The sequence below is a fragment of the Klebsiella sp. KP20-425-1 genome, from assembly GCF_025813515.1.
Taxonomy (GTDB): Bacteria; Pseudomonadota; Gammaproteobacteria; order Enterobacterales; family Enterobacteriaceae; genus Klebsiella; species Klebsiella pneumoniae.
In genome coordinates this window covers 2,571,063-2,593,449 of record NZ_CP109614.1, presented here as the reverse complement: position 1 = coordinate 2,593,449, position 22,387 = coordinate 2,571,063, and the positions used below count along the sequence as shown (strand labels likewise).

21 protein-coding genes and 1 pseudogene are annotated in these 22,387 nt (G+C 54.7%); 9 read left to right on the top strand and 13 right to left on the bottom strand.

Features of this window, described 5'->3' with window-relative positions:
* Position 1: 1 nt before the first annotated feature.
* The 9 genes from OHJ17_RS12775 to OHJ17_RS12735 form a co-directional block, all read right to left on the bottom strand.
* Positions 2-1,192, bottom strand: coding sequence for a thiolase family protein (locus tag OHJ17_RS12775; protein WP_032433108.1), 1,191 nt, complete (start codon positions 1,190-1,192; stop codon positions 2-4).
* Between the two features lie 11 nt (positions 1,193-1,203).
* The gene (fabG, locus tag OHJ17_RS12770; RefSeq protein ID WP_032433110.1) at positions 1,204-1,938 is read right to left on the bottom strand and encodes a 3-oxoacyl-ACP reductase FabG; all 735 of its coding nucleotides are present in this window, start codon (positions 1,936-1,938) and stop codon (positions 1,204-1,206) included.
* Positions 1,939-1,949: 11 nt separating this feature from the next.
* On the bottom strand, positions 1,950-3,542 hold the full coding sequence (locus OHJ17_RS12765) for an acyl CoA:acetate/3-ketoacid CoA transferase (RefSeq protein ID WP_004151640.1): 1,593 nt from the start codon (positions 3,540-3,542) through the stop codon (positions 1,950-1,952).
* Positions 3,539-5,095: a class I adenylate-forming enzyme family protein gene (locus OHJ17_RS12760; protein WP_267303344.1), complete on the bottom strand. Its 1,557-nt coding sequence runs from the start codon at positions 5,093-5,095 to the stop codon at positions 3,539-3,541. The genes OHJ17_RS12765 and OHJ17_RS12760 overlap by 4 nt, the downstream gene beginning before the upstream one ends.
* Before the next feature lie 248 nt (positions 5,096-5,343).
* On the bottom strand, positions 5,344-5,733 hold the full coding sequence (locus OHJ17_RS12755) for a VOC family protein (RefSeq protein WP_004176179.1): 390 nt from the start codon (positions 5,731-5,733) through the stop codon (positions 5,344-5,346).
* A gap of 1 nt (position 5,734) precedes the next feature.
* On the bottom strand, positions 5,735-7,069 hold the full coding sequence (gene fucP / locus OHJ17_RS12750) for an L-fucose:H+ symporter permease (protein WP_002904849.1): 1,335 nt from the start codon (positions 7,067-7,069) through the stop codon (positions 5,735-5,737).
* A 36-nt stretch (positions 7,070-7,105) separates the two neighbouring features.
* Positions 7,106-8,047: a ribokinase gene (locus tag OHJ17_RS12745; protein WP_004184063.1), complete on the bottom strand. Its 942-nt coding sequence runs from the start codon at positions 8,045-8,047 to the stop codon at positions 7,106-7,108.
* A gap of 11 nt (positions 8,048-8,058) precedes the next feature.
* Complete coding sequence (gene alsE, locus OHJ17_RS12740) at positions 8,059-8,748, bottom strand: D-allulose 6-phosphate 3-epimerase (protein WP_004151641.1); 690 nt, start codon at positions 8,746-8,748, stop codon at positions 8,059-8,061.
* Positions 8,749-8,857: 109 nt separating this feature from the next.
* A complete protein-coding gene (locus OHJ17_RS12735) occupies positions 8,858-9,658 on the bottom strand; it encodes a DeoR/GlpR family DNA-binding transcription regulator (RefSeq protein WP_004143408.1) in 801 nt (266 codons plus the stop codon).
* 362 nt (positions 9,659-10,020) lie between these two features.
* Here OHJ17_RS12735 and deoC point away from each other — a divergent pair, with 362 nt between their 5' ends.
* The 3 genes from deoC to OHJ17_RS12720 are packed head-to-tail and all read left to right on the top strand — an operon-like array spanning position 10,021 to position 13,149.
* Positions 10,021-10,770 (top strand): deoxyribose-phosphate aldolase, encoded by a 750-nt coding sequence (deoC, locus tag OHJ17_RS12730; RefSeq protein ID WP_004190109.1) that lies wholly within the window; start codon positions 10,021-10,023, stop codon positions 10,768-10,770.
* Positions 10,771-10,823: 53 nt separating this feature from the next.
* Complete coding sequence (locus OHJ17_RS12725) at positions 10,824-12,329, top strand: xylulokinase (protein ID WP_032433112.1); 1,506 nt, start codon at positions 10,824-10,826, stop codon at positions 12,327-12,329.
* 46 nt (positions 12,330-12,375) lie between these two features.
* On the top strand, positions 12,376-13,149 hold the full coding sequence (locus tag OHJ17_RS12720) for a DeoR/GlpR family DNA-binding transcription regulator (RefSeq protein ID WP_002904861.1): 774 nt from the start codon (positions 12,376-12,378) through the stop codon (positions 13,147-13,149).
* 136 nt (positions 13,150-13,285) lie between these two features.
* On the opposite strand, the gene OHJ17_RS12715 is transcribed toward OHJ17_RS12720, so the two are convergent.
* Complete coding sequence (locus OHJ17_RS12715; RefSeq protein WP_004190105.1) at positions 13,286-14,200, bottom strand: AraC family transcriptional regulator; 915 nt, start codon at positions 14,198-14,200, stop codon at positions 13,286-13,288.
* A gap of 180 nt (positions 14,201-14,380) precedes the next feature.
* Positions 14,381-14,620, bottom strand: coding sequence for a hypothetical protein (locus OHJ17_RS12710; protein ID WP_002904864.1), 240 nt, complete (start codon positions 14,618-14,620; stop codon positions 14,381-14,383).
* A gap of 29 nt (positions 14,621-14,649) precedes the next feature.
* Here OHJ17_RS12710 and OHJ17_RS12705 point away from each other — a divergent pair, with 29 nt between their 5' ends.
* From OHJ17_RS12705 to gap, 4 genes are all read left to right on the top strand, one after another.
* Positions 14,650-15,747 carry an alpha/beta hydrolase gene (locus tag OHJ17_RS12705; protein ID WP_004221581.1) on the top strand — a complete coding sequence of 366 codons (1,098 nt, stop codon included), beginning with the start codon at positions 14,650-14,652 and terminating at the stop codon, positions 15,745-15,747.
* 199 nt (positions 15,748-15,946) lie between these two features.
* Entirely contained in the window at positions 15,947-16,318 is a 372-nt protein-coding gene (locus OHJ17_RS12700) for a DUF2255 family protein (RefSeq protein ID WP_004176172.1), read from the top strand.
* A 161-nt stretch (positions 16,319-16,479) separates the two neighbouring features.
* Positions 16,480-17,460 (top strand): GlxA family transcriptional regulator, encoded by a 981-nt coding sequence (locus OHJ17_RS12695; RefSeq protein WP_002904870.1) that lies wholly within the window; start codon positions 16,480-16,482, stop codon positions 17,458-17,460.
* 78 nt (positions 17,461-17,538) lie between these two features.
* On the top strand, positions 17,539-18,549 hold the full coding sequence (gap, locus tag OHJ17_RS12690; RefSeq protein ID WP_002904873.1) for a type I glyceraldehyde-3-phosphate dehydrogenase: 1,011 nt from the start codon (positions 17,539-17,541) through the stop codon (positions 18,547-18,549).
* A 420-nt stretch (positions 18,550-18,969) separates the two neighbouring features.
* Here gap and OHJ17_RS12685 read toward each other — a convergent pair whose 3' ends face one another.
* Positions 18,970-19,134 (bottom strand): hypothetical protein, encoded by a 165-nt coding sequence (locus OHJ17_RS12685; protein WP_004221585.1) that lies wholly within the window; start codon positions 19,132-19,134, stop codon positions 18,970-18,972.
* A 258-nt stretch (positions 19,135-19,392) separates the two neighbouring features.
* On the opposite strand from OHJ17_RS12685, the gene OHJ17_RS12680 reads away from it, so the two are divergent.
* Positions 19,393-20,796 carry an ISNCY-like element ISKpn21 family transposase gene (locus tag OHJ17_RS12680; protein WP_001567368.1) on the top strand — a complete coding sequence of 468 codons (1,404 nt, stop codon included), beginning with the start codon at positions 19,393-19,395 and terminating at the stop codon, positions 20,794-20,796.
* Positions 20,797-20,824: 28 nt separating this feature from the next.
* On the opposite strand, the gene OHJ17_RS12675 is transcribed toward OHJ17_RS12680, so the two are convergent.
* Positions 20,825-21,457 carry a DUF6904 family protein gene (locus OHJ17_RS12675; RefSeq protein ID WP_001567369.1) on the bottom strand — a complete coding sequence of 211 codons (633 nt, stop codon included), beginning with the start codon at positions 21,455-21,457 and terminating at the stop codon, positions 20,825-20,827.
* A 218-nt stretch (positions 21,458-21,675) separates the two neighbouring features.
* On the opposite strand from OHJ17_RS12675, the pseudogene OHJ17_RS12670 reads away from it, so the two are divergent.
* Positions 21,676-22,181, top strand: a pseudogene (locus tag OHJ17_RS12670) (helix-turn-helix domain-containing protein); the annotation flags it as partial.
* Positions 22,182-22,387: the final 206 nt, after the last annotated feature.

Below are 22,387 nucleotides of genomic sequence, written 5' to 3'. Positions count from 1 at the left end.
GCTAAGCGCCTTCGCGCTCGAACAGCATAGAAATCCCCTGGCCGCCGCCGATGCACATGCTGACCAGACCAGTGCGTGCGCCGCTGCGCGCCATTTCATACATCAGTTTGACCGGCAGAATCGCACCGCTGGCGCCTACCGGGTGGCCGAGGGCGATCGCGCCGCCGTTGACGTTAACGCGGGCCGGGTCGAGACGCAGATCGTTCATCACCGCCAGCGCCTGAGCGGCGAAGGCCTCATTGAGTTCAATTAAATCAATGGACTGCACATCTATATTGAGACGGTCCATCAGGCGTCGGGTAGCGGGAGAGGGACCAAACCCCATAATCTCCGCCCCGCAGCCAGCGACCGCCCAGCCGCGAATGCGCATGCGCGGGGTTAAGCCGCGTTTTTCCGCCTGCTGGCGGGTCATCATCACCAGCGCCGCCGCGCCGTCGTTAATGCCCGATGAGTTGGCCGCCGTCACCACGCCGTCGGCTTTAAACGCCGGACGCAGCGTGGCGAGCTTTTCACGCGGGGTGTCGCGCGGGTGTTCATCGGTCGCAAACAGGCGGGTCGCTTTTTTGCCGTCCGGCACCTCAAGGGCCAGGATCTGCTCGCGAAAGCGACCCTCCGCGATCGCCTTCAGCGCCTTCTGCTGGCTCGACCAGGCAAAATCGTCCATCGCTTCGCGGGTAATACCGAAGCGTTGCGCGACGTTTTCCGCGGTGATGCCGTTGTGATAAGGGCCTTCCGGCCAGGTGAGAATGGAGATCAGGCCATCTTCCAGCTCGCCATGGCCCATGCGATAGCCATCGCGCGCTTTACGCAGGTAGTAGGGCAGCTGGGTCATATTTTCAGTGCCGCAGGCGACGACCACCTCGGCCTGGCCGCTTTGCAGCTGCATCATGCCGTCCGCCAGGGCCTGAAGTCCGGAACCACACTGGCGGTTAACGGAATAGGCGGTGCTCTCCTGCGGGATCCCCGCGCGCAGTTGGCAGATGCGGGCGATAAAACCGCTTTCGGCGATTTGCCCGACGTTGCCGACGATCGTTTCGTCGATATCCTGCGGCGCAATCCCGGCGCGGGCGATCGCTTCGCGAATGACGGCGGCCCCAAGGTCATGCTGATGGGTATGTTTAAGACTGCCGTTAAACGTGCCAATAGCGGTACGGACGCCGCTGACAATCACAATATCATTAGCCTGGGTCATTGTTTTTCTCCTTACAGCACCATGCCGCCGCCGACGTTAATCACTTCACCATTGATATAGCGCGCGCCATCGGACGCCAGAAACGCCACACACTCGCCGACGTCTTTCGCCTCGCCGGCGTAACCCGCGGGAATTTTGCTGATCATGATTTGCCAGACGTTTTCCGGTACGCCGCGCGTCATGTCGGTGTCGATAAAGCCCGGGCAGATGGCATTCACCGTGACACCTTTTTTCGCCAGTTCGCGGCAGGCGGTTTTGGTCATTCCCACCACGCCGGCTTTTGACGCCGAATAGTTGGTTTGCCCGACGTTGCCAAGCCAGCTGGCGGAAGCGATATTGATAATGCGGCCCGCGCCGCGCTCGCGCATGCGGATAGCGGCCTGCTGCATACAGAGGAAAGTGCCTTTCAGGTTAACTTCGATAACCGTGTCCCAGTCCGCTTCCGTTAATTTATGCAGCATGGCGTCGCGGTTGATTCCGGCGTTATTCACCAGAATGTCTACCGGGCCAAACGCCTCTTCGGCCTGGGAAAACAGGGCTTCGACCTGCGTTTTTTCAGCGATATTGCAGCTGATAAACAGCGCCTGTGCGCCCGATTCGCGCAGGGAAGCGGCGGCGGCTTCGCCGTGTGCATCACGATCGGCGATAATCACTCGCGCGCCTTCCCGCGCAAGCACCTGGGCAATGCCAAAGCCGATACCGCGTGCGGCGCCGGTGACAATGGCGGTTTTACTGGCAAGTTTCATAGCAACGTTCCTTATGAGTCAGAGGATGAATTCCGGGACAGATGTTCCGCGAGACCGCAGGGCGGCGGGGCGAACAATCGGCTGTCCATAACCTGAAGATCCGCGGCGATCGCCGGATGAAAATCCATATGCGCCAGGATGTCGCGCTCAAGATCGATGCCGGGGGCGATTTCCGTCAGCACCGGTCCTTCCGGGCGCAGTTCGAAAACCGCCCGTTCGGTGACGTAATGCATGGTTTGTCCTTTGGCGCGGGCCAGTTCGCCGTTGTAAGAAATCTGGTTTACCCCGGCGACGAATTTACGCACTTCGCCTTCGCGGCGGATATGCAGCGCCCCGTGTTCACAGGCGATCTCCAGCCCCTTGGCGGTAAAAGAGGAGCAGAACACGACGTGGCGGGCATTCTGGGTGATATCGATAAAACCGCCCGCGCCGGGGCAGGATGCGCCGAGCCGTGTGGCATTGACGTGCCCGTGCGGGTCCATCTCGCCGGCGCCCATAAAGGTGATGTCGACCCCTGCGCCGTTGTAGTAGAGCATTTGATCCTGGTGGCTAATCATCGCGCTCAGATTACGGCCGATACCGAAATCCACGCCACCCGCCTGCTGCCCGCCGTAGATCCCTGACTCGACGGTGATGGTGACCTGCTCGCCGAGCTGTTCCTCGTGAATGATGGCGCCAATCACGTCATTGGGAATACCGGTGCCGAGATTGATGACGCAGCCGGGGGTCAGATAGCGGCAGGCAATCCGCCCGATAAGCTTGCGCAGGTCCAGCGGCAGCGGCGCATTCTGCGCGGCGGGCAGCTGGATATCGCCGCACAGCGCTGGGTCGAAGGCCCAGCTTGAAGTCTGGCGGTGATCCGTCTGCGGCTCTTCGCACACCACAATAGCGTCGATCAGGTTGCCGGGAACGGTGATGCTTTTCGGATGCAGCGAGCCTTTCGCTACGCGATATTTCACCTGCGCCAGCACCTTCGCCCCGAAGCGTCTGGCGGCGAGAACGGCGTGCAGGACTTCCAGCTTCATCACCTCTTCATCGGTCGTGAGGTTGCCGTCTTCATCAGCATGGGTGCCGCGCACAATGACCACGTCCAGAGGAAGAGCCGGATAAAACAGATATTCGTCGCCGCGAAACGTGACGTGCTCGATCAGATTGGGTCGTTCGCGGGTGCGGGCGTTCATCCTTCCGCCCTCTATGCGCGGATCGACAAAGGTACCGAGACCGACGGGAGAAAGCCGCCCCGGCAGTCCGGCGGCCATCGCGCTATAGAGATGAACGATCTGCCCCTGCGGCAGGCACCAGGCTTCCACTTCGTTGTTGTTGATCATCGCCATCCAGCGCGGCGCCAGGCCCCAGTGCGAACCGATAAGGCGGGTCACCATACCCGGATGGGCAAAGTGCTGGATACCGCGCTGGCGATCGCTTTGCCCCGCGGCATGCAGTAGCGTCAGGTCACGCGGTTCGCCCGCGGTCAGAAAGCGCGCTTCGATGGCGCTTAAAATGGACTCCGCCGCGCCGATAAGCGTCATCCCGACGGTGCAGACGGTGTCGCCGCTGGCAACCCACCGCGCCGCCTCATGGGCGTCGATAAATTTGCTGCTCACTTTTTATCCTCCGTTGATAGCGTGATGATGGATTCTGCGAGACGCGTTTTGAGCTGCTGTTTACTCACTTTGCCGTTGTGGGTACGCGGTAAAGCACGGGTGAAAATAATGCGCGCCGGTAGCTTAAAACGGGCGATTTTGACCTTGAGCCAGTCGAGGATCTCTTCGCTGGTCAGGTGATGCTGGCCATCCGGCACGATAAACGCCACGGGCTCTTCGCCGTAGACCGGGCTGGGGGTCGGGATGACGGCAACTTCCCGTACTCCCCGATAGGTAGAGAGAATGTTTTCCAGCTCCAGTGAGTAAATTTTCTCGCCGCCGCGATTGATCATGTCCTTGCTGCGGTCTTTGATGTACAGCCAGCCTTCGTCGTCGAGATAGCCCAGATCGCCGGTACAAAACCAGCCCTGCGCATCGCAGCTCGGGCGTCGCTCGCTGTGCTGCCAGTATTCGCGGATCACCACATCGCCTTTTAGCCAGATATGGCCGATTTGCCCGGCGGGGAGGGGCTGCTGGCGATCGTTGCGGATGGTAATGGCGAGACCCGGGATCGCCTGACCTGAACTGCCGCATTTATCGCTGCCCCAGACGTCGCCCGGAAAAATCGTCGCAGGCGAGGTCGTTTCGGTGAGGCCGTAGATCGGCTGAATCGCGGTATGCGGGAACAGGGTTTTTAACTCCTTGATCAGTCCATCGCTCAGGTGGCCCGCGCCGCAGGCAATCGTGCGCAATGCCGGAAAATCGCTGGGATGGTTGACGCTCTGCTCACGCGCAGCCTGGCAAAGAAGGATAAAAATGGTGGGCGAGCCGTGCAGAAAGGTAATGTTCTGCTTGCGCAGGGTGGTGATCACCTGCGGGGCATTGAACCGATGCTGCAGCCAGATGCTCGCGCCGAGGCTAATAAACAGCGCCAGCAGCGCCGACAGGCCGGTGATGTGATAGATAGGCACCGCCAGGATGGTGCTATCCGCGGCGGTGAGATTCAGTTTTTGCGTATAAGCGTCAATTGCGCAGAGCAGGTTATTGTGGGTGATAATCGCCCCTTTAGGCTCTCCGGTGGTGCCGGAGGTGAACATCATCACCGCCGTATCGTCGCGGTTAACCGGGACCGGCGGGCGGGTCAGCGGTTCGGGAAGGCAGAGCGCCTGCCATTCGCTGAGTGAAACCGCACGCGCGTCAGGGGTGTTTTTCAGCCAGTCCTGTACGGTCGCATCGAACAGGACAACCCGGGGAGCGATATGGCCTACCAGCGCCTCGCTTTCGGCCTGCTTAAGCTTGGTGCTGAAAGGCACCACTTCGATGCCCAAACCCAGCGCGGCAAAAAGGACTTCGCAAAAAGCGGGGTGATTGCCCCAGGCCAGCAGAATACGGTCGCCTTTGCGCAGCGACCAGCCGCGATCAAGCTGCGCCATCGCCCGCTGTACCCGCAGATGAAAATCGCGGTACAGATAGCGCCGATCCTCAAACGCCAGCGCCAGGGCATCCGGGCTGCGGGCGGCGCTGCGGCTCAGGGCCTGGTACAGATTCTGGAAGTCGGCGGAGGTGCTGTTCATGTGTCTCTCCTGATATCGCGTATTGAGTAGGAGTAGTCTGGGGAAATTCAGGAGAGGAAATTGCCGAATGGCTCACAATAGAAAATCAACAAAACAGAAGCAATTTTGTAACATTGCACAATGGGCAGGAGAGACCGGGTGGGGGAGAGATATCTGCGAATCAAACCGACGTGAATAATGCCAGAGGACGCTATCTTTTAGACCCGTATTAACCGGGCCTAAAAGAGTGAAGGGGTCAGCCCTGCCGCTTAGCGTTTACAGGCATCGAACTCGAGCCGTTCGCCATCGGGGCCGCGAATAAGCAGGAAGCGCACGTTGTCTTCTTCTATCGGCCCTTCATCGAGCGGATAACCGAGCGCCGCCAGCCGCTGCTGCACCGCATCCAGGTCGCTGACTTCCAGCGCCAGATGATCGATACCGCAGCGAGGGGCGTCAAAGGGCGTTCCAGCGGGAAGCTGATACAGCTCGAGGACGGCGCCCGCCATTTCCAGGAACGCAACTTCAATAGTGCCCTGTGGCGATGGCTTGCTAAACCGCTGCTGGCGCTGAAAGCCCAGCGGTTCATAGAAGGCAAGCGAACGCGTTAAGTCACTGACCTGATAGCCAATATGAGCAATCGTGTTGATAAGTTCGCGCATGTTATACCCCCTTACGCACGCACCAGAAGCCGTAGAAAGCGACATACACAAAGCACAGGAGCGGAGCGATAAAGGCGATTTGCATATTGCCGCCGTTCATATCCGAGATAATGCCCATCACCAGAGGAATTACGGCCCCGCCGATAATCGACATCACCACGATCGAGCCTGCGGTCTGGGTATCTTTCCCCATCCCTTTGATCACCAGACCAAAGTTCGTCGGCCAGCATGGCGCCATACAGAAGCTGACCAGAATGAGCGCATAGACCGCCAGCATTGAACCGCTGAAAACGGCAATCAGTAACAGGGCGGTGGCGGCCAGGGCAAACGTTCCGAGCAGCATCGCCGGATTCAGACGGTTCATCAACCAGGTGGCCACGGTTTTTCCCACGGCGTAAATCACCAGAGAAGCCAGCAGCCAGTAAGTCGCGGAGTGCTCGCTGGTGCCTTGCTGCACGAGCTGCACAAAGCGAATCGTGAAGCTCCATACGCCAACCTGGGCGCCGACGTACAAAAACTGCGACAGGATCCCGAGGCGAAAGCGCGGGATAGCAAACAGGCGTTTCAGCGTTGGCCCCATGCTTTCCGTCGGGAGTTGCTGTTGTTGAGCGGGCGCGCCCTTGCACGACGGGAATTTAATAAACACGAACACCAGCGCCAGCACCACCAGTACGGAGCCGATAATCAGATAGGGCCCGACCACCTGACCAACCATCTGATGGCGTGCAACGTCTGCAGCGGCGGCGGGCATCGCCAGCAGTTGTTCATGACTCGGATCGTTTTCGCCAAAGACCATCAGCTGGCCAATTAATACGCCGGAGATCACGCCCAGCGAGTTGAAGATCTGCGAAAAGTTAATACGCTGGGTGGAGGATTGAATCGGACCCAGCAGGCTGGAGTAGGTGTTTGCCGACGTTTCCAGAAAAGAGAGTCCGCAGGCGATCACTCCGAGGCAGGCGAGGAATGCGCCGTAGGTCATGATCTGTGCGGCCGGAACGAACAGGAAGCAGCCGAGGGCGTACAGGCACAGCCCAATAATAATCGCCGCTTTATAGGAAAAACGCTTAATCAGCGCCGCCGCGGGCAGGGCGACAAAAAAGTAGCCGAGGAAAAAAATCGACTGCACCAGCGCTGTCTGGGTATCCGTTAAATCGAAGCCCTTTTTAAACTGGGCGATCAAAATATCATTCAGGTTGCCCGCCATCCCCCATAGCGCAAACAGGCAACAGACCAGTAAAAATTGCAGCCAGGGGGTATGGGGTAAATACGCACTGGTGTCCAGTTTTTCTTTTTGGACCGCTGCGTTATCGACCTTATCCGTGATTAGCGTACTCATTGAGCTATCCTCTTAATGTTTTTTATACAGTAGGGTTTATGCCATTTCATAATCAGCGGCGGCACGGAGAAGCCGTTCCTGTGCCTCCAGGTACTCAGGTAAAGATGAGGCGCCTTGCTTTTCGACACTGACGGCGGCATAGGCCGCCGCGAATCGGGCTGCGGCCTGTAGCGGTTCCCCGCAGGCCAGCCGCGCCGCCAGCGCGCCGTTGAAGGCATCGCCCGCACCGGTAGTGTCGCGGGGGTGAGAAGGAAAGCAGGGAATAGGGGATTTCACCCCATGCTCGCTCAACAGGGCGCCGCTGGCGCCGAGAGTGATAATGACGTTGCGCGCGCCCTGAGCATGTAACACGTCGGCGGCCTCAGCCGCGGCCGTCAGACTGTCAACCCGGCGTCCGGTCATTAACCCGGCCTCCGTGGCGTTCGGTGTAAGTAAATCCACTTTGCGTAGAAGGGCGTGCTCAACGGGCTGCCAGGGCGCGGGATTGAGTATTACCAGGGCCCCGGCTTGTTTGCCGGCGTCTATGACCTGTTCAATAGCAGAAAGATTGTTCTCCAGCTGAACCAGAACCACATCCGCGCAGCCGATAGCGGGAATGCAGCCGGCGATTTCATCATCGGTCACCGTCATATTCGCGCCGGGATCGACGGCAATCATGTTTTCGGCATCGTTACCGGCGACATAAATCAGCGCATTGCCGGTGGGGATCTCTTCGGCGACCAGCAGCGTCACAGCATTGAAGCCCACGCCTTTCAGATGACGGCGGGCAAAATGGCCGAAGGTGTCATTGCCAATCTTGCCGATATAGTGGACATTTGCTCCCGCTTTTAGCGCGGCGGTGGCCTGGTTCGCCCCTTTACCTCCGGCGCTGGTCATACTTCCGCAGGCCACTAACGACTCACCTGGTACCGGAAAGCGATCCACCCTGGCGACCATGTCGAAATTGAATGAACCAAAAACACAGACTTTTCCTGACATCATTCGCTCCTCTATACCAGCTCGGGGGAGTGCAGCGCGGCGGACAGTTCGCGGGACATGGTTTCCCAGGCCAGCTCGAGCGGCATATCAGCGCGGAATAAACCGCTGCTGCCCATCACTAATATCTGTGCGCCGGCGCCCAGCAGCGCGCGGTAGGTATTGCGGTTACAGGAGCCATCGACTTCCAGCAAGAAGCGGAGGCTGCCGGTCTCTTTGAGCTGATGAAGCTGCGTAATTTTGGCGAGCATTTCAGGAATAAACGGCTGACCGGCATAGCCTGGGTCGACGGTCATCACCGTCACCTTATCGAGCAGATGCAGATAGTGCTGGATGCTCTCAACCGGTGTGGCGGGATTGAGCACCATTCCCACCTCTTTCCCCGCCTGACGAAGCATATTGATAACCCGGAACGCTTCGCGGCAGATGGTCTCCGGATGCAGTGAGAAGGCGTCTGCGCCGGCGTCTAACAGCGCCGGTATAAACGAAGCGGGCGCTTCGACCATCAGATGGACATCGATAGGAAGCGAGGTGTAGGGACGGATCTGCGCCACAAAGCTGGCCGACAACGCCAGATTTTTGACATAGTGGCCGTCCATGATGTCGACATGCAGCCTGTCGGCTTTGCTGTTTAGAAAGCGCAGCTGTTCCGTCAGCTTCATCATGTCCATACACATCAGCGAGGGAGAAAGGTAATAACGCATAAGGCCTCATTTATTCCGGTGGTGGCTGAATTCAGGCAAAGTCTGGCCCTGCCGCGGTTGGCAGCGTTTCGACATTGCGCGTATTAACCGTCACGTCATGACGGCGTACTCAGGCGATTTGCAGGCTGACGTTATGCCAGGTCATCTCTTTTTCCAGCAGCGGATCGACAAACCTTTCAGTCACCAGACAGTCCAGCTCGCCCAGTCCGCCGATACGTGCGACGCCTGTTCGCCCCAGCTTGCTGCCGTCGACCAAAGCCACAGTCTGACGGGCGGCCAGCAGCATCTGTTTCAGCAGGGCGGCGTGGGCTTGCGTACCCGCATACAAGCCGCTATCGCGCTCCAGCCCCTGGCAGGAGAAAAAGAGCGTATCAATGGCATATTCGCGTAGCGTTCGTGAGGCGGTTTCCCCGAAGAACGACTCTTCGGTCGGGGAGAAATCGCCCCCCAGCCCGACGAGATGCAACGAGCGTCGGCTCATCAGAGTTTGTAAGATGCGAATGGAGGGCGTAATCACCGTCAACGCCATCTCCGGCATCTGCCGGGCCAAAAACCAGCTGGTGCTACTCCCGTCCAGGACAATGGTCTGTCCCGGTTGGAGAAACTGCAGTGCTTTACGGGCCACGCGCATTTTGCCTTCGCTGTGCAGCAGCGTTCTGTGCTGAAAGCTTCCCTGGCTATCTTCAACTGGCAGGGCGGATGCCGCCGCCCGGGTCGCCGGCAGCGGATTTTCCGCCGCCAGCGCTCCACCGTGGCTTCGGGTTAAGATCCCTTTGCGTTCCAGCTCGCTCAGATCGCGGCGAATCGTTTCCCTGGAGACCCGAGTCGCTTGCGCAATCTCATTCACCCGCATGACGCCGTGTTGGCCCAGCAGTTCAACAATCAAACGATGACGTTCCAGCGGCAACATAGCTCTCTCCTGAAGTACATAATCAGATTACCTTTCCCTTGCGCAGAGCGTTGAGACCTCGGGAATGTCCCACGAAGACAAGCTATCCGCAGCCGAACACTGTGATAGCGCACGCATTTCGCTTCACTTCCGTCAGCGGTTTGCGCTATTTCGCCCGTGATTCAGGCATAAACAAAAACAAACAAAAATAAATGCAAGATTGCTTTTGCGCCCATTTATGACCGATTACGCCTGCTCTGCAAGGTTAACGCTCATTTCCTGCTGCTAATTAAAAACAAATGAAAATAAAAAAATGCTAATTTGATCACGTTATTTTCATTTAATGCGTTTTTAAATGGATTTAAGCCAAATATCAGCATTAAATGAAAGCAATTAAAAACAAAGGACAGGATAAGACCATGAATGAAACAACCCGTCGTTTTGCACGTTTAGTTGATCTGAGCGCAGTTCAGGCCACCAGTACCGAAGCGGATGTTCGCGCCTGCGCCGAGCTGGCTGCCAGATACAACATTATTTCCGTCCACGTACTGCCTTGCTGGACGCGCTTTCTCAGTACGTTGCTGCCGCAGCAGGGTACGGGAGAGGTGATGATTGGCGGTCCGGTCGGCTTTCCCGGCGGTGGGCATACCACCGATACCAAGGTTCAGGAAGTGCGGCAGCTGATTGCCGACGGCGCTCGGGAAGTGGATATGGTCGTGAATATCGGCAAAGTGCTCTCCGGCGATTATGACTATGTGCGCGAAGATTTGCGCCGCGTGGTGGAAGCCGCCGCCCCGGTACCGGCCAAAGTGATCCTTGAAACGCACTATCTTAATGAGGAGCAGATTCGTCGCGTGTGCGAAATTGCCGTAGAGGTGGGGATGAAGTGGGTCAAAACCTCTACCGGCTGGGCGCCCACCGGCGCCACGGTGGAAAAAGTCAGCATCATCGCCGACCAGCTTAAAGGCCGAATCGATATCAAAGGCGCCGGGGGCATTCGCGATCTGGCCACGGTGCGTGCGCTGTACCAGCTTGGCGTGCGCCGCTTTGGCATGAGCCATGGCGCGGTAACCAAGGTGCTGGCTGAACTGGAGCAGCACCCGGAACGTTTTCCCGAGCTGAACGCCGATTAAACTGAGAGACCGCGGGCCTGGTGGCCCGCCTTAAGACGTCACCGGAGTTAGTGATGAAAGATAAAATACTCACGATTGATGTTGGCACTGGCAGTACCCGCGCCGCTATTGTGCGCATTGACGGCGCGATGATCGGCTTTGCGCAAAGAGAGTATGAGCAAACCACGCCCTGTGCGGGATGGTCAGAACAGGCTCCGTCTTTATGGTGGCAGGCCGCCTGCGACTGTATACGCGAGGTGCTTTATCGCTATCCAGAAACGGCAGCGCAGATTGCGGTTATTGGCGCCTGCGGGCAAATGCACGGCACCGTCCTGCTGGACGAGCAGGGTGAGCTGGTGGAGGACAGGGCGCTGTTATGGAATGATAAGCGCAGCCAGCCGCAGGTGGATGCCTTTATCGCGCGCGAAGGGCGGGAAAAGTGGCTGGCGCATTTAAATAATCCGCCCGCGGCAGCCTGGCCCGCTTTCAAATTAGTCTGGTGGCGTGAACATCATCCGGAGCGCTGGCCGCAGCTTGCTAAAGTATTGATGCCGAAGGACTATATTAATTTCATGCTGACCGGCGCTATGGCGACCGACTATAGCGAGGCATCCTGCTATTTTCTGATGGACAGCGAAACCCGTAGCTGGTCATCGCAAGCCTGCGAAACGTTTGGTCTGCGGGTCGATCAGCTCCCGGAGCTTAAACTTTCCAGCGACATAATCGGCCAGGTGACGCAGCGCGCAGCCGACCTGACGGGCCTGCCGGCGGGTATCCCGGTGGTTGCCGGGACGTCGGATATGGCGGCCTCTCTGCTGGGCTCGGGTGTGTATGAACCGGGGATGGCGTCTGATTCAACCGGCACGTCGACGCTGATGACGGTGGTGTCGCCGCGGCAGTTACACCATCCGCTGGTTAATAATCTTCATCTTGCCAACGCGGCCTGGGGCGGATTTACGATCCTCGACGCCGGCGGCGATGCCGTTCGCTGGGCGCGGCTGGCACTTGCCGATAACCAGATTACGCATCCACAGCTTTTACAGGAAGCGGCGGCGGTGCCGGCGGGGGCAGAAGGGCTGCTGTTTCTTCCCTATCTGACGGGAGAACGTCTGGCCGAACACACGAACTCGCGGGCACAGTTTTTTGGCCTGCAGCGCAAGCATCGCCGCGGTCATTTATTCCGCGCAGTTCTGGAAGGGGTGGCCTTTGCATCCTGGCGCAATCTTCGGCAGCTGCAGAAGTGCGGGCAGTATCCGCAACAAATGATCGCTTCCGGCGGCGGCGCGCGCAGCCCGCTGTGGCTTGAAATCAAAGCCGCGGCGTACAATCTGCCGATATTATCTACGCGTAATCAGGAGAATGGCGTCACCGGATGCGGTATTATCGCCGGGGTTGGCGTAGGGTTGTACGCCGATTTTGCCAGCGGCGTGCGGCAAACGGTGCAGTTCGACAAAGTGATCTCACCGGATCCCCGTCTGCGGGATTATTACCACGCCTGCAGCGAGCTTTTTGATACGCTGTACCGGCAATCCGCCGCCTTATACGACAGGCTGGATGCGCTCAGCGTGGGGCCCGACTGATACGCAAAGGTAAGCCGTAACGTGCCGTAAAAAAGAGAGAGGCAGAATGTTTGCAGAAGAAAGACAGGAGAAGTTACTCGGTATTCTCAGGGAAAAACGCAAAGTTGCTGTTTCTGAGATGTGTGACGTCTTTAATGTATCGGGCGCCACCATTCGTGCCGATCTCCGCCAGCTGGAAGAGGAGGGGCTGCTGACCCGAACCCACGGCGGAGCCGTTCTTCGTACCCGGGCAAGCTTTGAACAGGCGTCGGACGATCGCGAAATTGTCAATCTCAGCGCGAAAGAGCGGATCGGCCAGCGCGCGGCGGCGCTGGTTGAGGATGGCGACATTATCGTGCTGGATACCGGTACCACGACGCTGCATATTGCGCGTAATATTCGCGACAGACAGAACGTCACGGTGGTCACCAATGATTACCAAATCGCCCGGGAGCTTGAGGCCAGCGCCTCGATTCAAACGATTCTGCTCGGGGGGATCGTTAAGAAGGGATACCACTGCGTGGTGGCGATCAACGGACGTTCCATTCTCGACACGCTAAACGTCGATAAAGCATTTATGGGCACCAATTCGCTGTCGCTGAAACACGGCGCCTGCGTGGCCGATATCATGCTGGCAGAAACGAAACGAGGCATGGTGGAACACGCCAGTCAGGTAATTATTGTCTGTGACTACAGCAAGCTGAATAACACCTCGCTTGCCCAATTTACCGCAGCAGATCGCATTGACACCGTAGTGGTGGATCGTCTGCCTGATGACGTTCAGGCGTATCGTAATGCTGGCATTCAGGTGATCTCTCTGGATGAAGAGGAGCATCTTTAGTGCGCTGCTGTGACGTTGTCACTAACCAGCGCGTCGTAAAACCCCGTCCCTCAGGGCGGGGATAAAGTTCCGGGTATTCGACTCACGTGCCGGGGGATATCGAAGACCAGGCATGGTACAGGCGGTCCAGAATTGATTAAAGCTTACCCGCTGACTTTCTCAGTTCAGTAATATCCCTCTTGGGCGATTCCCCGAACATCCGCGTATATTCCCGGCTGAAATGGGACAGGCTTTCGTAACCGACCGCATAGGCTGCTGTGGTGACATCGTAATGTTCATTCAGCATCAGTCGCCTGGCTTCATTGAGGCGCAGCCATTTCTGATACCGTAGCGGGCTCATCCCCGCAAGCTGCCTGAAATGGTGGTGGAAAGAGGGCGTGCTCATTTGCACCCGACTTGCCAGTTCCTCGACGCGTAAAGGTGATGCAATATTGGTCTTTAACCAGTCGATAGCTTTACCGATACGGTAGCCATGGCCGTCGACTGCTGCAATCTGTCTGAGATGATCGGACTGATCGCTCATCAAAAGCCGGTAGTGTATCTCTCTTTGGATCAGCGGCCCGAGAACAGGAATGGCTTCAGGTTCGTCAAGCAAAGAAAGCAGACGGCAGAAAGGCTCCAGCAAAGCATCGGTAATAGTACCTATCCCGACACTCGTTCCCGCGTCTCGTTTTTTGACCGGCGGCAGGCTTCCCTGGGCAATTAATTCCATTAGCACGCGCTGGTCAAGCTTATAGGCTACGCCGACGCAGGGCTGGGATGTCGAAGCCTGCAATATTTCCGAACTGGCCGGCAGGTCAAGAGAGGTTATCAGGAATTTTTCCGCATTATATTCATAAGGTTCACCCCCAACCCACATGATCTTCGCGCCATCGGCCACCAGAACGATACTGGGAGGGACCAGGCAGCTTACCGGGGGAGCGGGTTCGTTTCGGCGAAACAATTCGAGCCCTTCTACGGCGGTAGGGAAATCGCCGGTGCCGGGTGTGCGCTGTGCAATATCCCTCGATAGCTCACCCAGCAGTATTTCAACCGATTTGTTAGGAATCATTCTGTAATGCCCCACACTTTTGACCTCTTTTGAGGTTATCAACTTAGCAGCTATGAAAACTGAAATACACGCTTTGAGATTAGGTTCAGAGGATCAGGCAAATAATGCAGAGTATTTTAATAACACCTTATATTAAAGACATTCAAAATAATAACTCTGAAATGAGGCAGTGTCCTGAAATCAGGGTTCACCGCGAGCAAATTTAACCCGTTCAGGTTTAAGCCATTTTTTAACTGCCACGACGGCATCGCTGCGCTTGAGAAGTGGTTTGAAGAAATTGGTACGCCAACACGTCTTGAACAGCTGAACATCAAGGAAGCAGATCTGCCCGCTATCGTTGAGAACGTCCAGATCAATGTCAAAGCGTTTGGTATCGCCAGTGATTACCGGCCGAAAGTTGTAACTGAAATACTCATGCATGTTGTCTGAAATAGGTCCCTCAATATCCAATGAAAGGTTTTAATATCATGACGCTAATATCTTCGACGCGCTTTTTTAATGGCGCACTCCTTGCCGGGGCGATGGCTCTGATTTCAACAGAAGTTGCGGTGGCCCAGCCTGCACCAGGCACAGCAGATTCTTCAGGCCGTCTGGTTCAGACGTGGGATAAAACTTTCCCAAGGAGCGAAAAAGTGGATCATCAAAAAGTTACTTTTAAAAACCGTTACGGCATTACGCTGGCCGCAGATGTGTATCTTCCAAAAGATCGCGGGAACAAGAAGCTTGCTGCGCTTGTTATTTCCGGGCCTTTTGGCGCGGTAAAAGAGCAGGCCTCGGGTCTCTATGCTCAGACTTTAGCAGAGCGCGGATTCGTGACGCTGGCATTTGATCCGTCTTATACCGGTGAAAGCAGTGGTGAACCCCGCAATATTGCTTCACCCGATATCAATACCGAAGACTTTATGGCTGCAGTCGATTTTATGGGACTACAACCTTATGTGGATCGTGAACGTATCGGTGTCATCGGCATCTGCGGCATGGGGGGGATTGCCCTGAACGCTGTTGCCGTGGATAAGCGCGTAAAAGCGGTCGTTGCCAGCACCATGTATGATATGAGCCGCGTAATGTCAAAAGGCTACAATGACAGCGTAACACCGGAGCAACGCGAGCAGGCGCTGGAGAAGATGAGTCTTCAACGCTGGGAAGATGCAGCAAACGGCAAACCGGCATACCAGCCAGCCTATAATAAACTGAAGGGCGGTGAAGCACAGTTCCTCGTGGACTATGCGGACTACTACATGACTAAACGCGGCTATCATCCCCGAGCCGTCAACTCTGGCAATTCATGGTCCGTGACAACGCCGATGGCCTTTATGAATTTCCCGCTCATGACCTATATTAAGGAAATTTCTCCGCGCCCGATCCTGTTCATCCATGGTGAAAAGGCGCATTCGCTTTACTTCTCCAAAACGGCTTATGAAGCGGCAAATCAGCCAAAAGAGCTGCTGATTGTAAAAAATGCTACCCATGTTGATTTATATGATCGTATGGACAAGATCCCGTTCGATAACATCACTGCATTTTTCAACAAAAATCTTAATAAATAAGCCATAGCACCGTCCGGTGTTTTCAGATGCAGTGTCTGTGGGACAAACGACAGATACTGCTCTCTTAGCATGGGGTGTTGGGTATTCTATTGTTACTGATAAAGCTGGCACTAATTCCTGATGCGATATTAATTTCCGAATATTATCGAGTTAATCCTGCGACAGAAAAAAGCAACCGCATATGAAAGAGGAGAGGTATATGTACTGGAACCCTGAAGTATTAACAAGAATAGATGCGGCCGACGACCTGAAAATCGCACCGTATCATCCCGATATGAATACGACCGGTACGCCGACATGGATATGGGAAGTGAAGGTGGACAACCGACTTTTCGTCCGAGCCTATAGTGGTATCCGTTCAAAATGGTATCAGGCTGCATTGTCCCAGCAGGCAGGTAAGATACTGGCTATCGGACAGGAATTCGACGTACTGTTCGCAAAACCCTCGGACCCTGAGCTTGAAAGTAAAATTGATCAGGCTTACCTGAAAAAGTACTCCGGCAGCAGCTATGTTTCCGCAATGACAGGGATACGCGCCAGGGCAGCCACGATTGAGATTCTACCTTCGTGATGTCCTGTCAAAGTGATGCTGCCTGTACTGTGAGGCAAAATCTACCTGTTTAACGTTCATCTCCCTGAAACTGAAGGCACGTATGAAACCACTCTTTCCGAGCCTTCAGGTTTTTACATCCTTTTGTTGACTTATTCTGTAAAAAGATTACTTTTCAGGACATGAAAAAGATACTTATTATTGTACCCGATGGCGGCATGCTGTTTGAATCCGCCGGTATTGCTGACATTCTGATGCAGGCCAACCGCCTGCACCCGGAAGGTGCCCGGGAAATCTGCTACCAGGTCAAGCTAGCGACAACTCAACCGCATCAGGTTATCCATGGTCAGTCAGGTTTAAATCTGCTGGCCGACCATCGTCTGCATGAGATTGACCCTCGCGAGCCCCTCGATACCATCATGATTACCGGCAGAGGTCAAAACCCGCAGGAGGGGATGGCGGTGGTTGACTGGTTGCGCCTTGCCGCTCCCCATGCCCGCCGCATAGTCTCCATTTGCGGCGGTGCGATGCTGCTGGCGCAAACCGGACTGCTGGACGGCAGACGGGCCACTACCCACTGGAAGCTGCTGGAAACCATGCAGGCGGAATTCCCGCAGATCCGCGTCGAGGGCGGGCCGCTCTATATTCAGGACGAACATATCTGGACCTCTGGCGGGGTCAGTTCCGGCTTTGATCTTACGCTGGCGCTGGTTGAAGAAGACTATGGCTTCAGCCTGGCGCGCGATATCGCCCAGGACTTCGTCATGTATCTGCGTCGCCCGGGAGGCCAGCTGCAGTTTAGCCGCTATAACCTTCAGCAGACCGCCACCCAGGGCCCGATTAACGATCTGCTGGCGTGGTTGCTCGAAAACCTCACCGCCGACCTCAGCGTAGATAAGCTGGCGGAAAAAGTCGCCATGAGTCCGCGAAATTTCACCCGCGTCTTTACCCGGGAAACCGGCGCTTCGCCAGCGCGGTACGTCGCGGAAGCCCGCCTGGCCGCCGCGCGGCAGCGTTTGGAGCAGACTCACGAGACGCTGGATCGTATCGCCGAGCAAACGGGATTTGGCAGCAGTATTAACCTGCGACGCTTGTTTGAGAAACAGCTTAACCTCACTCCAGGTGAATATCGTCAACGATTTCACTGTCGCAAAATGGCGTAAAGTGATCCTTTTTTGTCATTTACGCCATAACCCGTCCGTCCTACTCTGACTCCAGCGATAATCGATAAGGAGTTAATTATGGTAAAGGTCGGTATTAACGGTTTTGGCCGGATCGGACGCAATGTACTGCGCGCAGCACTGAATAATCCGGATATTCAAATTGTGGCAATCAACGATTTGACGGACAGCAAAACGCTGGCGCATCTGCTGAAATACGACTCGCTTCTCGGTAAGCTGGATGCAGAGGTCACCGCGGGTGAAGGGGGGCTTGTTGTTGATGGTAAACCCATTACCGTATTCAGTGAACGCAACCCGGCCAGTATTCCGTGGCGTCAGTGTGAAGTCGACATCGTTATTGAGGCTACAGGATTATTCACGGACCGTGAAAAGGCTGCTGTACATATCCACAGCGGTGGCGCCAAGCGCGTGATTATCTCTGCCCCGGGTAAAAACGATGATTTAACCATTGTGATGGGCGTTAATGAGAGCCTTTACTCCCCGGATAAACACTACGTGATCAGCAACGGAAGCTGCACCACCAATGGTCTTGCACCTGCTGCACAGGTCCTGCACCAGCATTTCGGTATTAAACATGGTCTCATGAACACCACCCATGCCTACACCAACAGCCAGGCGCTGCACGATCAGCCGGAAAAAGATCTGCGCGGGGCTCGCGCCGCCGCATTGTCGATTGTGCCTTACTCCAGCGGCGCAGCGAAGGCTCTGGGTAAAGTTATTCCTGAGCTGGATGGGCGTTTAACGGGATACTCGCTACGCGTCCCTGTGCCAGTGGTGTCCATTGTTGACCTCACCGTCACGCTTGAGCGAGATGTGACGGTCGAAGAGGTGAACAATGCTTTTCGCGAAGCCGCCGCAGCGGGACCTCTGAAAGGGATCCTGGGTTATAGCGATGAACCGCTCGTCTCCAGCGATTACCAGGGAGACCCACGCTCGTCGATTATCGACGGTCTATCAACGCTGGTGATTGGCGGTAATATGGTCAAAATTCTGGCGTGGTACGACAATGAATGGGGATTCTCTAATCGTCTCGTTGATCTGGCATTGATGATGGCAAAGCGTGAAAGCTAAGCCACTGTCGCTGTATTCATCTGTAAAAGTATAAGCAGTTCAGCTGGATGAATAGTGGCTCGAGTATCATTCATAGATGAAACATAACAAATCTTTCTGACCGCGATATAAAAGCATAAATGCCCGAGAGAGCATTTATGCTTTTTCGGCGATGAACGGAATTGCGATATGTTGTGGCCAGGTACTTCCTGGTGGTAGCTAATCACCAGATACAAGGAAAGGGGGAGGTGAGGCAGAGCCTGTCAACATGGAAGCCGGCTGCGTAGGGCTTCAGTACACCATTCAACTTCAGCTGGCGGTTCTGTTTATGGTCGCGATGGCACTCGCCATTTGAGTGCGGAAAACGAAGCTGGCATCTTTTTGATAATCACGTCTGTGGCTGATCAAGCCCGATTGATACACACTGCAGGCGGCGCGCTATCAAATGAGCATTTCATCTGGCATCCCGTGACGCGTTCGGTCAGAAAATGCAACAGCAGTAAGATATGCCGGACAGTACAAGCAGCAGGTGTGGCTGAATGAATTTCCCTGGCTTTTACTGTAGGAGAACAGGCTGTAGTGGGCGAAGTGATTGTTAAAAGCCATGCTTGATTTATCACCTCGAACATTTTGCCTTATAGCGCAGCATTCACGTGCATGAAAGGAATGACGGTCATAGTGTTGATGTGGGAAGAGGCAGCTATCAAAGATGACGTTATTGAGTACGACATTGAATTTAACATAATATACATTATGCGCACTCATGTTGCAATGGCTCAATAGTAATGTCCGCCTGTGGCTCAATTCAGATGTCCGCGCTATGGTAAGCTTCACTGGTCCGTTTAAACTACCGGGAGGCATATCATGAGCGCAGAAAGCTCAGGAGTGTTTACTTTGAAAGAGATCAACCGGATCAAGATTATACAGGACGTCATTGAACGTCGCATCACAACGCGCCGTGCGGCCGAGCACCTCGGTATCAGCGACAGGCAATGCCGCAGACTTCTTGCCCGTTACCGTGAAGGCGGACCGCTTGGTATGGCCAGCAGACGATGTGGCATGCGTGGTAACCGCCAGTTGCCACCCGGGCTCGCAGATCAGGCTCTGGAACTGATCAAGACGCGTTATGCTGATTTCGGTCCGACTCTGGCGCGTGAAAAGCTCGAAGAACTCCACGGACTGTTTCTTGGCAAAGAAACTGTCCGGCGCATCATGGTGCGGGCTGGCTTATGGGTTCCCCGTAAACAACGTGCCGCAAGGATCCCTCAACCACGGTACCGGCGTCCGTGTACTGGTGAGCTGATACAAATAGATGGCTGTGATCACGACTGGTTTGAAGGCCGTGGCCCGGCCTGCACCGCGCTGGTCTATGTTGATGATGCAACCAGCAAACTGATGGAACTGTTGTTTGTTAAATCGGAGTCCACGTTTTCTTACTTCGAAGCCACGCGGCGCTATATCGATAAGCATGGTAAACCGCTGGCACTGTACAGCGATAAAGCCGGTGTTTTTCGTGTTAACAATAAACACGCCACAGGCGGAGACGGGCATACTCAGTTTGGGCGAGCCATGCATGAACTGAACATCCAGACTATCTGTGCAGAAACCAGTCCCGCCAAAGGGCGTGTAGAACGAGCTCACCTCACTTTACAGGATCGTCTGGTCAAAGAGCTGCGGTTACAGGGCATTTGTTCAATGGAGGCTGCAAATGACTTCGCTGAGGCCTATATGGCTGACTATAACCGCCGTTTTGGCAAAGTACCGCGACATGATTTTGACGTACACCGTGCTGTAGAACATGATGAGGACCTGGGGCTTATTTTCACTGTTCGTGAAAAACGTAAAGTCTCAAAATCGTTGACGATACAATATGATAAAATGTTGTACCTGATTGAAGACAGCGAACTGAGTCGCCGTGCAATAGGTAAATATATCGATGTGTATCACTATCCTGATGGCAGAAAAGAGCTGCGCCTGAACGGTACGCTACTTCCCTACTCTACCTACGACCGACTGTCAGAAATCGACCAGGGCGCGATTGTCGATAACAAGCGTCTTGGCCGAACCCTGGAGTTTATCAGTCTGGTGCAGAGCAAGCGGGATAACACGCGCTCTCAGTCAATTCCCGCTGGAGATGGCCCTTCCCGACGACGGCCAAAGCAGGAAGGGAAGAAATCCCAGCGCTCACTGGATAATGATGACATGCTCGAAGCACTCAAACAGCTTCAGTCACGTTCAGAGGACATTTTTGGTAAAAGAGCCCGCTGATGGTACTCACTGGCCGGACAGTGGTTGCTCACCAGTTGATATTGTCCGGCCAGACCCATGATGTATTATTCATTTCGTTCAGCATCTTTATGTCCTGCTTTTCACGGGCATACTTACCCCATAATGAATGAAAAGAACGAACAATACTGATTAACTGCTTTTTTCTTTGCTCCGGAGATAGGCTGATAAAATAGCAGCACCTGCTGTCAATATTATCCTCAATGAAATTAAAATCAGAGTCTGATGCATATTTTACTGTTAGCATAATATCATTCGACGTTGTTCTCTCAGACTCTGTTAATGCTGATTCTATCAGGTATTCAAAGGCATACATGACAGACAGCTGGTTTTTGTCTGTCTGAATATAACCCATTGAGTTTCTGAGTATTGAGGACTGTACCAGGACCAGAGGCCATAAAAGCTCAACACCATAAAGCTTATATGTATCATGTTGATCATACTGATGTTGCTCAACACGACGATTACCTTCCCGTGCTTTACGAATATCATAGGCAAGGGATAACATAAATCCGTCTTTAACTTTAATCAGTGGGCTTTCATCCACGATGTAATGAATGAGTTCATGTAATTCATTCAGGGCTTCTGAATCTCCCCACAGTATAAAACCTGCATTGTTCGGCGTTAACTCGTATCGAAGCATGGGCTCAATCATCCTGTTGTTTCAGTCGGAGGAAAGTCTATCAGTAAAGAGAATGAGAGATCAAAGTGGTCATTTTAATTGAGCTGGATAACGGACATTTCAATTGAGCCTTGACACATGTTGTAGTAGCTAAATTGAGATGTCCGTCTCTGACCAAATTAGACATGTCCGCGCTACAGTCTCACCACAGCGATCACTGCTTTCAAAGGATGAGACTCATGACGGCATACGGAACGGAGTTTTTCTCAATGAGAGATGTAAACCGACTCAGGATCCTTCAGGATGTCATCGACCGCAACCTGCGTCCTGGTCTGGCAGCCGAAATGCTCGGTATCACGCCGCGCCATTGCAGCCGCCTGCTGAAACGTTATCGTCAGTCCGGGCCACTGGGCATGAATAACCAGAGTCGTGGTCGCACCGGAAATCGCCTGCTTTCCGCATCATTGACTGATCAGGCCCTGAATATCATCCGTAAACGCTATGCCGATTTTGGCCCCACACTGACGTGGGAAAAGCTCGCTGAAAATCACGGTTTACTGATGAGTTTATGACCGCTTATAACCGGCGCTTTGGCAAAGCACCCCGGCATGACTTTGATGTTCACCGGCCACTTGAAACTGATGATGATCTGACCGCATTTTTCACATGGCGGGAACCGCGCCGTGTTTCAAAATCCCTGACGGTGCAGTATGACAAAGTGCTCTATCTGATTGAAGACAATGAGAGAAGAAATCCCAGCGATCTCTGGACGAAGACGATATGCTCAATGCGCTGAAGACATTACAATCACGTTCTGACGAGATTTTCGGTACAAGGAAATGTACATGGAGATGATGGCAGACATAATCCCATCTTCATAGAGCTGCAATGCAAGAGAGTTTAAGGTCCGCTTTGAGCGAGGAGCGGACATAACGGTCAATCTCGTCACCA